This is a genomic window from Microbacterium sp. 22242 (assembly GCF_052045495.1).
In the GTDB taxonomy this organism is placed as follows: domain Bacteria; phylum Actinomycetota; class Actinomycetes; order Actinomycetales; family Microbacteriaceae; genus Microbacterium.
Genome location: NZ_JBQEOZ010000015.1, coordinates 55,005 through 68,417, shown reverse-complemented (window position 1 = coordinate 68,417; position 13,413 = coordinate 55,005). Strand labels below are relative to the sequence as shown.

At 70.5% G+C, this 13,413-nt stretch carries 10 protein-coding genes; 7 read left to right on the top strand and 3 right to left on the bottom strand.

Features of this window, described 5'->3' with window-relative positions:
• Positions 1-68 precede the first annotated feature (68 nt).
• From ACTJJZ_RS14885 to ACTJJZ_RS14865, 5 genes are all read left to right on the top strand, one after another.
• On the top strand, positions 69-1,121 hold the full coding sequence (locus ACTJJZ_RS14885; protein WP_440721969.1) for an ABC transporter permease: 1,053 nt from the start codon (positions 69-71) through the stop codon (positions 1,119-1,121).
• Positions 1,118-1,897 (top strand): ATP-binding cassette domain-containing protein, encoded by a 780-nt coding sequence (locus ACTJJZ_RS14880; protein ID WP_440721968.1) that lies wholly within the window; start codon positions 1,118-1,120, stop codon positions 1,895-1,897. The genes ACTJJZ_RS14885 and ACTJJZ_RS14880 overlap by 4 nt, the downstream gene beginning before the upstream one ends.
• Positions 1,894-2,193 carry a putative quinol monooxygenase gene (locus ACTJJZ_RS14875; protein WP_440721967.1) on the top strand — a complete coding sequence of 100 codons (300 nt, stop codon included), beginning with the start codon at positions 1,894-1,896 and terminating at the stop codon, positions 2,191-2,193. The genes ACTJJZ_RS14880 and ACTJJZ_RS14875 overlap by 4 nt, the downstream gene beginning before the upstream one ends.
• Positions 2,190-3,119, top strand: a complete 930-nt coding sequence (locus ACTJJZ_RS14870) for a carbohydrate kinase family protein (protein WP_440721966.1) — start codon at positions 2,190-2,192, stop codon at positions 3,117-3,119. Before ACTJJZ_RS14875 ends, ACTJJZ_RS14870 begins: the two co-directional genes overlap by 4 nt.
• A gap of 227 nt (positions 3,120-3,346) precedes the next feature.
• Positions 3,347-5,821: a GH32 C-terminal domain-containing protein gene (locus tag ACTJJZ_RS14865; RefSeq protein WP_440721965.1), complete on the top strand. Its 2,475-nt coding sequence runs from the start codon at positions 3,347-3,349 to the stop codon at positions 5,819-5,821.
• A gap of 111 nt (positions 5,822-5,932) precedes the next feature.
• Here the strand turns inward: ACTJJZ_RS14865 and ACTJJZ_RS14860 are convergent, their stop codons facing one another.
• Positions 5,933-7,309, bottom strand: coding sequence for a glycoside hydrolase family 68 protein (locus ACTJJZ_RS14860; RefSeq protein WP_440721994.1), 1,377 nt, complete (start codon positions 7,307-7,309; stop codon positions 5,933-5,935).
• Positions 7,310-7,753: 444 nt separating this feature from the next.
• Here ACTJJZ_RS14860 and ACTJJZ_RS14855 point away from each other — a divergent pair, with 444 nt between their 5' ends.
• Entirely contained in the window at positions 7,754-9,334 is a 1,581-nt protein-coding gene (locus ACTJJZ_RS14855) for a glycoside hydrolase family 32 protein (RefSeq protein ID WP_440721964.1), read from the top strand.
• Here ACTJJZ_RS14855 and ACTJJZ_RS14850 read toward each other — a convergent pair.
• Together ACTJJZ_RS14850 and pheA are read right to left on the bottom strand one after the other, a co-directional pair.
• Positions 9,265-10,338 (bottom strand): LacI family DNA-binding transcriptional regulator, encoded by a 1,074-nt coding sequence (locus ACTJJZ_RS14850; protein ID WP_440721993.1) that lies wholly within the window; start codon positions 10,336-10,338, stop codon positions 9,265-9,267. The genes ACTJJZ_RS14855 and ACTJJZ_RS14850 overlap by 70 nt on opposite strands.
• Positions 10,339-10,431: 93 nt before the next feature.
• On the bottom strand, positions 10,432-11,385 hold the full coding sequence (gene pheA, locus ACTJJZ_RS14845; protein ID WP_440721963.1) for a prephenate dehydratase: 954 nt from the start codon (positions 11,383-11,385) through the stop codon (positions 10,432-10,434).
• Between the two features lie 365 nt (positions 11,386-11,750).
• Between pheA and pgm the strand changes: the two genes are divergently transcribed.
• The gene (pgm, locus tag ACTJJZ_RS14840) at positions 11,751-13,394 is read left to right on the top strand and encodes a phosphoglucomutase (alpha-D-glucose-1,6-bisphosphate-dependent) (protein WP_440721962.1); all 1,644 of its coding nucleotides are present in this window, start codon (positions 11,751-11,753) and stop codon (positions 13,392-13,394) included.
• Positions 13,395-13,413 lie beyond the last annotated feature (19 nt).

Sequence of the window (13,413 nt, the reverse complement as noted above, 5' to 3'; positions counted from 1 at the left end):
TCCCGAGGGTGTGCCGGCATCGGCGCCGGCACACCCCTTCCCTCCTTCCTCGACACCGGGAGACCGCAATGTCAGACACGACCACCCCGTCCGCCCAGGCGGAACCGCCCACCTCCTCACTGCACCTCGCCGACGAGTTCATCAACCGTCAGACGCCCGTCCAGCGGGTGCGCGCGATCCTCTACCGCTACCCCGCGATCAGCCCGGCCATCGTGCTCGTCATCGCGGTCATCGTGTTCGGCGTGATCAACCCGCGCTTCCTCGCCCCGAACAACCTCTCGCTGATCACCCAGCAGGTCGCCGTGATCGGCACGCTGGGCGTCGCGCAGACGCTCGTGATCCTCACCGCCGGCATCGACCTGTCCGTGGGCGCCGCCATGGTGCTCAGCTCCGTCGTGATGGGCAACGCCGCTGCCGGCATGGGAGTCCCCGGCGTCCTCGCGCTGGTGATCGGCCTCGTGACCGGGATCCTGACCGGACTGATCAACGGCGTCCTCGTGACCCGGCTGAACCTGCCGCCCTTCATCGTCACCCTGGGCACGCTGAGCATCTTCACCGCGCTCACGCTGCTGCTCTCCAACGGAGCCACGGTGCAGGGCAACAAGCTGCCCGACATCATCACGTGGACCGGCAGCACGTTCCACCTCGGCGTCGACGTGACGTACGGCGTGCTCATGATGATCCTGCTCTACGCCGTGCTCGCCTTCGCGCTGGGCCGCACCTCCTGGGGCCGGCACGTGTACGCGGTGGGCGATGACAAGGAGGCCGCCCGCCTGAGCGGCATCAGGGTCAACCGCGTGCTCCTCAGCGTCTACCTCGTCGCCGGTGCGATCGTCGCCGTCGCCGCGTGGATCCAGATCGGCCGCGACTTCGGCTCGAGCCCGAACGCCGCCGTCGACGCCAACCTCAACGCCATCACCGCCGTCGTGATCGGCGGCATCAGCCTCTTCGGCGGCCGCGGCAACGTGTGGGGCACCCTGCTCGGGGCCCTGATCGTCGGCGTGTTCCGCAACGGCCTCGCCCTCGCCGGCCTGGACGTCCTCTATCAGACCCTCGCCGTCGGCATCCTCGTCATCGTCGCGGTCTCCATCGATCAGTGGATTCGGAAGGTGCGCAAGTGAACGCCACAGCAACCGACACCCGCACGCCCGTCCTCTCGGCGAAGCGGCTCGTCAAGACCTACGGTCACGTCGTCGGCCTCGACGGCGTGAGCCTGGACCTCTACGCGGGCGAGGTGCTCGCCATCATCGGCGACAACGGCGCCGGCAAGACGACGCTCATCAAGTGCCTCACCGGCGCCGAGGTCCCGGACGAGGGCGAGCTGCGCCTGGACGGGCAGATCGTGCAGTTCCGCCGCCCGCAGGACGCCCGCGAGGCCGGCATCGAGACGGTGTACCAGTCGCTCGCGGTCTCGCCCGCGCTCGACGTCGCCAGCAACATGTACCTCGGCCGCGAGATGCGCCGGCCGGGCGTGCTCGGATCCGTGTTCCGCATGCTCGACACCAAGACCATGCGCAAGAACGCCCGCGACGAGCTCACCCGCCTCGGCATCTCCACGCTGCAGGACGTCACCGTGCCAATCGAGAACCTCTCCGGCGGCCAGCGCCAGGCGGTCGCCGTGGCCCGCGCCGCGGCGTTCGGGTCCAAGGTCGTCGTCCTCGACGAGCCGACGGCCGCGCTGGGCGTGCGCGAGGGCAACCAGGTGCTCGAGCTCATCAAGCGGCTGCGCGACACGGGAGTGCCCGTGATCCTGATCAGCCACAACATGCCGCACGTGTTCGAGGTCGCGGACCGGATCCACATCCAGCGCCTGGGAAGGCGCGCGGGCACGATCACGCCCCAGACGCACACCATGAGCGAGGCCGTGGCGATCATGACGGGCGCGCAGACGCTGTGAGCCCGAAGCACCTCTACGCCGAGTTCCAGGCGGTTCCCGGGGCGGGGGACGCGGTCGCGGCCCTCGTCGCGGGGTACCGCAGGGACGTGGCCGCCGAACCCGGCAACCTGCGCTTCGACGCGCACCGCCTGCAGGACGACCGGGACCGCTTCTTCGTCTACGAGGAGTATGCGGACGACACGGCGTTCCAGGCGCACGTCGCGGCGCCGTACTGCGCGGCGTTCAACGAGGCGCTCGCCCCGCTCGTCGTCGGCGGCGGGTCGGCGCTGACCCTGCTGGAAGCGATCCCCGGATGACGGACCACTCCCCCTCCACGGTCCTCGTGATCGGCGAGGCGCTGATCGACATCGTCGACCGCGGCGACGGATCCGAGCCGGTGCGCCATGTGGGCGGCAGTCCGCTCAACGTCGCGTTCGGCCTGGGCCGGCTGGGCATCCCCACCTCGTTCGCCACCGAGTACGGGGACGACGCGGACGGCGACGCGATCGCCGCGCATCTCGCCCAGGCGGGCGTCGCGGTCGTGCGGACCTCCGGCGGAGCTCGGCGCACCGCGACGGCGCTGGCGCGGATCCAGCCCGACGGATCCGCCCGCTACGACTTCGACATCGACTGGACGATGCGGCACCCGCCGACCGTCGGCCGGACGCCCGTCGTGCACGTGGGTTCGATCGGCGCACTGCGACCGCCGGGATCCGACGGGGTGCTCGCGCTCGTCGAGTCGCTCGCCGAGGACGTGCTGGTCACGCTCGACCCCAACGTGCGCCCCGCGCTGATGCCTCCGCCCAGCGAGACGCGCGCTCTCGTGGAGCGCTACGCGGCACGCGCCGCGGTGGTCAAGCTCAGCGACGAGGACGCCGCCTGGCTCTACCCGGACGATGCCGCGGCGGCGCCCGGACGGCTGCTGGCGGCCGGAGCGAAGCTGGTCGCCGTCACGCACGGTGCCGCCGGGAGCGCGCTGCACACGGCGACGGAGCGGGTCGCCGTGCCGGCGCGCTCCACGATCGCCGTCGACACGATCGGCGCCGGGGATTCGTACATGTCCGGCATGATCGCGGCGATCATCGAGCGCGTCGGCATCGCGGACGCCCTCGCCGGGGCTCTCTCCGCAGAGCGGCTCGCCGAGATCGGCGCCGTGGCCGCTGCGACGTCGAGCCTCACCGTCGCCCGCGCCGGAGCGATGCCGCCCACCGCCGCCGAGCTGCAGGCCGCGCTCGAGCACTGAGACCCGGCTCCGGCCGCGCGGAACCCGCCGTGCGGCCGGAGCCGAACCAGTCCTCGCGCCGGTCCCGGTCGCGGCGGCCGAGTCTCTCCCGCGAGAGGCAGCGCAGCCGGTCGCGGTCACCACCTCCCCCAACAGGCCTCGGTCTCCCCTGCGGCCCTCGGCCTCCCGAAGAAGGCCTCAACCGGCCGAAGAAGGCCTCAACCTCCCGAAGTAAGGAGGTGCCGTCGATGAAGACGCACCTGACGCGCGGAACCGTGCTCGCGCTCGCCACCACCTTCCTCCTCGCGCTGGGCGCCGCGGCGCCCGCGAACGCGGGCCCGCTCGCCGATCCGGACCGCCCGGTGTACCACTACACGCCCGCGCAGAACTGGATGAACGACCCGAACGGCCTCATCTACGCGGGCGGGAAGTACCACCTCTTCTATCAGAGCAACCCGACCGGTGACACGGCGGGCAACGGCTCCTGGGGACACGCCGTCTCGACGGATCTCGCCCACTGGACAGAGCTCCCGATCGCCATCCCGGCGGACGATTCGGAGGAGGCGTGGTCGGGCAGCGTCGTGAACGACGCCTCGAACACGAGCGGCCTCGGCACGGGGCCCTCGGGCCCGTTGGTCGCGATCTACACGAGCATGCAGAGGGCCACCGGCGTGCAGCGACAGGCGCTCGCGCACTCGAACGACGGCGGCACGACGTGGACCAAGGACGGACCGGTCCTCGACATCGGCTCGCACGACTTCCGGGATCCGAAGGTGTTCTGGTACGCCCCGGCCCACGAGTGGCGCATGATCGTGGCGCTGTCGGCCGAGCACAGGGCGGCGATCTACGGATCGGCCGACCTGAAGAGCTGGCGCGAGCTGAGCGAGTTCGGTCCCGACGGCGTGACCACCGCGGTGTGGGAGTGCCCAGATCTGTTCCCGATGCCGCTGGACGGCAAGAAGGATCAGACGCGCTGGGTGCTCAGCGTCAACGTCGCGGGCAAGGCCGAGTACTTCGTCGGCGACTTCGACGGCACGAGGTTCACGAACGGCGAGGCCCCCTATTCCGCTCCCGCCGGCGAGACCCTGGCCGACTTCGAGGGGGCCGGCTACGGCGACGGCTGGACCACCACGGGAACCGCGTTCGGCGACGGTCCCGCGCACGACACGGGCGTGACCGGCGCGATCGGATCCGGGTACGTCGACACGTTCCACACCTCGGACACCGAGACGGGCACGCTCACCTCGCCGGCCTTCACGATCGACAAGGGATACCTGAACTTCTTCATCGCGGGCGGCGATCATCCTTACGTCCCCGGCGGATCGACCGGCGTCCCCGCCGGCGACGTGTTCCAGGACTTCGAAGGCGCGACCCTTCCGGGCTGGACCGGCACCGGGGGCTTCGCGGGCATCGCACCCGCGCACGAGACGGTCGGCGGGCAGATCGGCGCCGGCGTGCTGGACACCTTCGGAACAGGCGACGCCACCATCGGCACCGTCACCTCGCCGACGTTCACGATCACGCACCCCTATGTCGACCTGCTCACGGCAGGAGGCGACCATCCGTGGGGCCAGGCCGGTCCGACGTCGGTCGACCTCGTCGTCGACGGGCAGGTCGTCGACAGCGTGACCGGCAACGGCACGCCGGACCTGAACTGGGTGCACCTCGACGCATCGGCGTACCAGGGCAGGCAGGCGCAGCTGCAGATCGTCGATGACAACGACGGGAGCACAGGCTGGGGCCACTTGATGGTCGACGAGATCGTGTTCTCGGATCAGATCGCGCAGCCGTGGAACACCGAGACCGGCGTCAACCTGATCGTCGACGGGCAGGTCGTGCGCTCGGCGACCGGATCCGACGGCGGCGGGATGGACTGGACGAGCTGGGACGTGCGCGACCTCGCCGGAAAGCAGGCGCAGCTGCAGTTCGTCGACCTGAGCACCGGCGGCTGGGGCCACCTGATCGCCGACCAGCCGATGCTCGCCGACGCCCCGGCCCAGAGCGCCGCTGACCGCGCGCACTGGCTCGACGCCGGCCACGACTTCTATGCGGCCGTCACGTACAACGATGCGCCGCAAGGACAGCGCATCGCCATCGGCTGGGTCAACAACTGGGACTACGCGAATCAGATCCCCACCGCACCCTGGCGCGGTCAGCAGTCGGTGCCGCGCCTGCTGTCGCTGCAGACGATCGCCGGAAAGCCCCGGATCGTGCAGACCGTCACGCCGGGGATCGACGCCCTCGCCGTGAACAGTGCAGCGCAGAAGGCGAAGCCCGGCGCGATCGCCGGCACGCAGCCCCTCGCTGTGACGACGGCGACGGGATCCGCACGCGTGGACGCGGTGCTCGCGGCAGGCACGGCGTCGCAGTTCGGGCTGCAGCTGCTCCGGTCCGCCGACGGCTCGCAGAACGTGGCGCTCCGCTACGACACCGGAACGCAGACGCTCAGCCTCGATCGCACCGCCAGCGGCGACGTGGGCTTCAGCCCGTCCTTCGCCGCCGTGGACAAGACCGTCGTCCCGCTGGACGACGGCACCCTGAAGCTCCGGATCTACGTCGACAAGGACTCGGTCGAGGTCTTCGCGCAGAACGGCCGCGCAGCACTCACCCAGCTCGTGTTCCCTGTGCAGGGCAGCGACGGGATCGCCGCGACCGCGATCGGCGGGACCGCACAGCTCTCCCAGCTCACCGTCACACCGCTCGCCGCACAGCCGGGGCACTGAACACGACAAGCCGGCGCGGAAGGACGGGCCGCGCGCACATCACGGGGCCTGCACGCGCACGTGCAGGCCCCGCGATGTCGTTGCCTCAGCCGGTCGTGGAACCGGCTCGGGCTACTTCTTCGGTTCCGCCGTCGAGTTGGAGAACGCGACGTTGGCGGGGATGTCGGCGAAGCCGCCGAGACCGCCGTGGCCGTAGGTGTAGTCGACGGACGTCGTCGCACCGTGGATGTCGATCTTCACGGTCGGGCCGAGGGTTCCTCCGCGCACGAAGTTGTCCTTGGTCCCGATCGAGTCGATGAACGACTGCACCAGGCCGCCGGGCATGATGTAGTGCGAGTACGCCTGGAAGGCCCCCGGGTTCTGGTTGTAGTCCGGGTCGAACGGGAACCCTTCGAGGTAGTTCAGGTTGGTCGGGTTGCCGAGAGCGAGACCGGCACCGCCGTTGAGCGGCTGGAAGTCGCTGCGGATCCCGTCTCCGACGAAGCCGTACACGCCCTCAGGGCCGTCGATGCCGGCCGCGAAGGTCGAGCGGTGGCTGATCGTGAACAGGTACGACTTGCCGTCCTTGAAGATGAACTGCGGACGCTCGGTCTGATCCGTGACGCAGTTGGACGACAGGATCGGCGGCAGGAACTCCCACGAGGACAGATCCTTGCTCGTGGCCTTCGCCAGACCGATGTTCGCCATCTGGTAGTAGGCCCCGCTCTGATTCACCGCGTCGACGGACTCGGCATTCGGATCGCCTGGCTGATACCCCAGATCGGCCTGCGTGCAGGCGGGGGTGCCCCGCTTGATGGCGGTGTTGCCCTCGAACACCATGTAGGTGTCGCCGGGGTGGTTGGGGTCCTCGAAGGTGAACGGGTCGCGGAAGTTGAAGTACGGGTTCTGCTCACCGTTCTGGTAGTACTTGCCGTCGGCGCTGAGCAGCGGCGTCACCTTGTCGAACCCGGTGAAGAACACGCCCTTGTCCGCGTTGGCGTGCACGGAGCCCACGCTCAGAGCGATGACCGGGTCGTACGGCTTGATGTCGTGGCCGCTCGAGTCGCGGTAGAAGGCCACGTCCGTGAAGAACAGCTTGATCTCACCGCCCTGGAAGATGCGCGCCGAGCCGGACCACTGCGTCTGGTGGCTGTACGACTGATCGGCGAAGATCTTCCCGGTCACGCCCTGCTTGAAGACGAGGCCGCCGTAGGTCCACCCGCCGTTCGCAGGCCGCTGGTCGGCGGGGATGCCGGTCGGACGGTAGAAGTAGCCGATCTTGGCGAACACGTGCCGATCGTCGAAGCCGATACTGCGGTCGGCGACGAGCGAGAACACGATGTCGTACCCGCCGACGCTGTACTGGTTGCCCTTCGAGTCGGTCAACGGCCAGGTGTCCCACACCCACACCTTGTCGTTGCTCATGTCGGGGAAGTCCTGGGGCACGGTCGGCATCGTGAGCGATGCCGGCATCGAGTTGGCCCGGGACGGCGCGTTCGGGTCGGAGATCGCCTTGAGCTGACGCGCGTCGGCGCGCGTCCACTTCGAGGTGAAATCGGCGTCGGGCGCGTACGCCTGCTGCGTGTGGGTGGACGGCTCCGGGAATCCGGGTGTGTTGGCGGNGCCCGAGGGTCAACGCGGTGACGACGGAGACCGCACCAGCGGTCACCGTCGTCGCGCGACGGAATCTGAACATGACTCATCTCGCTTTCGTTCTGTGGGGGGAGGAAACGATCGCTTCGTGGTGTGCGTCCTCGTCGGAGGTTAGCGACGCAGGGACGGAGAGTCAACATCAAACGCAGAACGTTTTGCATGCCTCCTCATAAGGATCTGACAGCAAATCCAGGCATTCTTGCAAAACGGATTGCATGCCGGTAGCGTCGACAGCGATCGCCGCGTGGTGTGCGTCCCCCGCACGACGCGAGCGATCTCCGGCGCGCAGAGACAGGGTGGATGGCAGACGAACGAGGACCCACGGACGACCCGCCCGCGCTCTCCCGCAGAACGCTGCTCGTGGTCGGAGCCGGGGCCGTCGTCGCCGGCGCTGCCACCGTGGTCGGGCTGAGCCTCGCCGGGCGCCCGCCGTCATCGCGTGCGCCCCTCTCTCCTCGTCCCACGCCCGGTGTCCCTGCTGCGGGGTCCGTGCACATCTCCCCGCAGGGCGAGTGGATGAACGACGTGCAGCGACCGCTGCGCATGAACGGCCGCTGGCACCTCTACAACCTGGTCAACCCCGACCACCCGCACGGCAACGGCACGTCGTGGCGGCACTTCAGCTCCGAGGACCTCGTCCTCTGGCACGACGAGGGCATCGCGATCGAGAAGTACCGCAACGGTCTCGGCGACATCGAGACCGGCAGCGTCGTGATCGATGAGGACGGCGTCGCAGGCCTCGGGCGCGGCGCCGCGGTCGCGATCGTGACCCAGCAGCTCGACGGCGTCCAGCAGCAGAGCCTGTTCGGATCCGCCGACGGCGGGTATCGCTTCACGCCCTCCGACGGGAATCCGGTCATGCGGAACCCCGGTTCCCCCGACTGGCGGGATCCGAAGATCGTCCGCGACGAGGTCGCGGGGACCTGGATCCTCGCTCTCGCGGAGGGTCGGCGGATCGGCTTCTACACGTCATCCGATCTGCGTCACTGGACCTATCGTTCGGACTTCATGCGCGACGATCTCGGCACGCTCGAGTGCCCCGACCTGTTCCGCATCGGCCTCGACGGGGACCCGGCGAAGCCGACCTGGGTGCTCGCCGTCAGCGCGAACGGCGAGCGGCACGGGCGCCCGCTGGGCGTGGCGTACTGGACCGGCCACTGGGACGGCGAGCGCTTCACCGCGAACGGAGGGCCGGATGCCGCCCCGAACTGGCTCGACGGCGGCCCCGACTACTACGCCGGCGTCACCTGGGTCGACGATCGCGCCCCGGTCGAGGAGCGGCTGTCGGCGCGCTACGCGGTCGCCTGGGCGTCCAACTGGGCGTATGCGCGACAGGTGCGGCTGCCGCACGGCGGCGCGGGCGGCCCCGACACCATCGTCCGCAGGCTGACGCTCGCTTCGAGCGATTCCGGCCCGCTGCTGCGGGCGGAACCCGTGTCGCAGCTCGAGTCGCACGAGACGGCGCGCGTCACGCGATCGCTCGGACGCACCGAGGGGACGTCCGACCTGGTGCCGCTGCCGGCTCCCGCCTACCGCCTGCGCCTCACGGTGCACAGCGAGGAGGAGGCCGAGGTGCGCGTGCTGCTTCCCGGAGGTGTCGCCCTGGGCTGGAGCCGGGAGCGCGCCGCGGCGTTCGTCGATCGATCGCAGGACGCCGCGGCCGCGCGGATGCCCGCACCGTACCGGGACGTCGTGGAGATGGCCGTTCCGCCGTCCGAGAGCGTCGAGCTGGACGTGATCGCGGACGAGGGCACCCTGGAGGTGTTCTGCCAGGGGCGCGCGTACACCGTCCTGACGACGCCGCAGAGCGGTCAGGCGTCGGTCGAGGTGCGCGGCGGCGCCGTGCGCGGCGTGGAGGCCGCGGTCACCGCGCTGCGGTGAGCGGCCACGGAGCCGCGCTCGACCAGCGCACACCGCATGTAGTTGTGCTGCGCCGGTGCTTCCGGATCCGCGAGCTGCTCGAACAGACGTGCCGCCGCCCACATGCCCATCTCGACGTGCGGCAGCGCCACGGTCGTGAGGCCGGGGTCGAGAGCGGCCGAGATCAGGTCGAGGTCGTCGACGCCGACCACGGAGAGATCCGCCGGGATGCCGAGGCCTCTGACCTTCGCACCCTGATACACGCCCATCGCCATCTGGTCGTTGAAGCAGAACACCGCGGTGGGCCGATCGTCCAGGTCCAGCAGCCGCTGGATCGCGACACGTCCGCCGGGCGCGGTCGACTCGGCGCGCACGATGAGCGCCTCGTCCAGCGGGATGCCCGCGGCCTGCAGCGTGTCGCGGTAGCCCTGCTCGCGCCCCTGGGTCGCCGGGGTGTCATCGAGCGCGGCGACGTAGGCGATGCGTCGGTGGCCGTGCGCGAGAAGGTGCTGCACAGCGGTCGCGGCGATCCCGGGCTCGTCCGGGGCGACCATCGAGATGCCCTGGTCGTCGATGTGCGCATCCACCACGACGACGGGGACGTCGCCCAGCGCCGGCGGGATCTCGAGGCGCTGATGGTACGTGCGCGCGATCAGGATGCCGTCGACCTTCCGCGCACGGAGGGCCAGGAGGTGCCGCTCCTCCCGCGACGGCAGTCCGCCCGACTCGAGCGACCACAGCGCGTAGCCGTGCTCATCCGCCACGGCCTGCGCACCGGTGACGATCCGCCCGGCGTACGGCGTCGTCAGCACCGTGTCGCTGAGCAGCGCGATCATCGAGCTGCGTGACGTGCGCAGGGTGCGCGCGTACGGGTCGGGGATGTAACCCAGTCCCGCGGCGACGGCGAAGATACGGTCGCGGGTCTCGGGGTTCACGGCACGGCGTCCGGAGAAGGAATGCGACACCGTTGTCAACGACACACCTGCGACGCGGGCGACATCACGAATTCCAACCCTGCCCGCCACCACGTCTCGATACTACCTGCGGCGGTCGACCCCGAGGGACTCGATCCGACGAGATGTGGGACTGAATGCCACGCCCTGATCCCCCGTCGCCATTCAGGCCTCCGGCTCTCCCGCGATGAGGGCGCGCAGCCAGTCGCGCGCCTCGACGAACACGTCGTCGGCGTAGCGCTCGGGGTACTGCACGATGCGGCGGTCGGCGCGGGGGTACGAGCCGAGGTACACGACCCGCGGGCTGAACCGGCGGATCCCGAGCAGGGCGTCGGCCATGCGCTCGTCCTGGATGTGCCCGTCCGCGTCGAGCACGAACCGATACCGGCCGAGCTCGTCGCCGATCGGGCGGGACTGCAGCAGCGACAGGTTGATGCCGCGCGTGGAGAACTGCTCGAGCAGCTCGAGCAGGGCGCCGGCGTGGTCCTCCGGCAGCTCCACGATCAGCGACGTCTTGTCGGCCCCGGTGGGCGGGGCCGGCGCGACCGTGCGCGCCACGAGCACGAACCGGGTGACGGCGTTCTCGTTGTCGCCGATGCCGTCGGCGAGCAGTTCCAGCTCGTGGTGCTGCACGATGCCGGGGGCGGCGATCGCGGCGTCGGCGTGCAGGGATCCGTCCAGGATCCCCAGCGCCGAGGCGACGTTGCTCGCCGCCGGGACGTGCTGGTGGCGCGGGATCCGCTCCCCCAGCCAGCCGTAGCACTGCGCGTAGGCGACCGGGTGCGCAGCGATGACCGTGACGTCCTCGATCCGGGTGCCGGGGGCCGCGACCAGGACGAAGTCGACCTTGACCAGGTATTCGCCGACGATGCGGAGACCGGGCAGGGTGGCGAGGGCGTCGAGAGTGGTGGTGACGCCGCCCTCGACCGAGTTCTCGATCGCGATCATGGCGGCGTCGCTGCGCCCCTCGAGCACGTCGGCGAGCGCCTCGCCCACATTGTGGACCGGGCGCCAGTCGTGGCCGCGTGCCTCCGGGACCTGCTCCAGCGCCGCCTCCGTGAAGGTCCCCGCGGGGCCGAGATAGCTGTAGGTGCGGCGGACGGCGGCGGGATCGGTCACGGCGATCAGCCTAGTCCGCGGGGCGGGCCGGCTCCCCGGATGTGACCGTCCGCGCCGTCCCGCCCTGCCGCGGCCCCGCCCTGCCGCGGTCCCCCCCTGCCGCGGTCCCCCCTGCCGCAGTCCCCCCCTGCCGCAGTCCCCCCGGTGTTGCACTGGATGGTTGTTCCGGGCAGTGCTGCCGCCACAGAGATGGTTGTTCCGGGCGTGCTGCCGCCACAGAATTCGACCCGCGCCACAGTGATCGATGGCGCACACGTCAAAAAATGTGGCGGGCAGCGGTGCGGCGACGAGCGGGAGCGCCGTGGACGGGCTCCTCACGCCGAAATCATGATGCGAATGTCGACGCGACGGGGCAGACTGTCGGCATGACGAGCCGTGCCGGCCTCCCTGCGGAGGAAAGCGACCTGATCGACGTCGACGAGCTGATCGCCGCCTACTACGACCGGACCCCGGATCCGAAGATCGCCACTCAACGCGTGGCGTTCGGCACCAGCGGGCATCGCGGATCCTCGCTGAGCAGCAGCTTCAACGAGCAGCACATCCTCGCCACGACCCAGGCGATCGTGGACTACCGCGCCGCGCAGGGCATCACCGGGCCGCTGTTCCTCGGCCGCGACACGCACGCGCTCTCCCGCCCCGCGGAGCGCAGCGCGATCGAGGTGCTGGTCGCGAACGGCGTCGACGTGCGCGTGGACTCGCGCGACGCCTGGGTGCCGACGCCGGCGCTCAGCCACGCGATCCTCACCTACAACCGCGACCGCGCCGCCGACGACCCCGGTCGCGCCGACGGCATCGTGGTGACCCCGAGCCACAACCCGCCGCGCGACGGCGGCTTCAAGTACAACCCCCCGCACGGCGGCCCGGCCGACACCGACGCGACCGGCTGGATCGCGAACCGCGCGAACGAGCTGATCGAGGCCGGCCTCGAGGGCGTGCAGCGCACCCGCTTCGCCGACATCGACGCCGACGCGCTCGGCAGCTACGACTTCCGCGACGGGTATGTGCGGGATCTGCCGAGCATCATCGACCTCGACGCGATCAAGAGGGCGGGCGTGCGGATCGGCGCGGACCCGCTCGGCGGCGCCTCGGTGGAGTACTGGGCGCTGATCGGCGAGATGCACGGTCTCGACCTCACGGTCGTGAACCCGGAGGTCGACCCGACCTGGCGCTTCATGACGCTGGACTGGGACGAGAAAATCCGGATGGATCCGTCCTCCCCCTCGGCGATGGCGTCGCTGGTCGCGAAGAAGGGCGACTACGACGTGCTCACCGGCAACGACGCCGACGCCGACCGGCACGGCATCGTCACGCCTGACGCAGGGCTGATGAACCCGAACCACTACCTCGCGGTCGCGATCGACTACCTGTTCTCGCACCGCGAGGGCTGGGCGCGCGACGCCGCGATCGGCAAGACCCTGGTGTCGTCGATGATCATCGACCGGGTCGCCGAGTCGCTCGGCCGGCGCCTGCTCGAGGTCCCGGTCGGGTTCAAGTGGTTCGTGCCGGGCCTGCTCGACGGCTCGGTCGCGTTCGGCGGCGAGGAGTCCGCCGGCGCCTCCTTCCTGCGCAAGGACGGATCCGTCTGGTCCACCGACAAGGACGGGATCCTGCTCTGCCTGCTCGCCGCGGAGATCATCGCGGTCACCGGCAAGACCCCGTCCGAGCGGTACCGCGAGCTGGAGGAGGCGTTCGGCGCCTCCGCCTACCAGCGCGTGGACGCCCCGGCGACGCCCGAGCAGAAGGCCACGCTCGGCAGGCTGTCTCCGGAGTCCGTCTCGGCGACCGAGCTGGCCGGCGAGCCGATCACGGCGAAGCTCTCGCACGCGCCGGGCAACGGCGCCGCGATCGGCGGCCTGAAGGTGCAGACCGAGCACGCCTGGTTCGCGGCCCGCCCCTCCGGCACCGAGGACGTCTACAAGCTCTACGCCGAGTCGCTGCGCGGCCCCGAGCACCTCGCCCAGGTGCAGGAGGAGGCCCGCGCGGTCGTCAGCCAGGCCCTCGGCGGCTGACCGCCCGCGGCACACGCTC

Bases quoted from the DNA above. Each gene is read 5' to 3' on its own strand.
- ACTJJZ_RS14885 (WP_440721969.1), top strand. From the start codon at position 69: ATGTCAGACACGACCACCCCGTCCGCCCAGGCGGAACCGCCCACCTCC.
- ACTJJZ_RS14870 (WP_440721966.1), top strand. From the start codon at position 2,190: ATGACGGACCACTCCCCCTCCACGGTCCTCGTGATCGGCGAGGCGCTG.
- ACTJJZ_RS14865 (WP_440721965.1), top strand. From the start codon at position 3,347: ATGAAGACGCACCTGACGCGCGGAACCGTGCTCGCGCTCGCCACCACC.
- ACTJJZ_RS14855 (WP_440721964.1), top strand. From the start codon at position 7,754: ATGGCAGACGAACGAGGACCCACGGACGACCCGCCCGCGCTCTCCCGC.
- pgm (WP_440721962.1), top strand. From the start codon at position 11,751: ATGACGAGCCGTGCCGGCCTCCCTGCGGAGGAAAGCGACCTGATCGAC.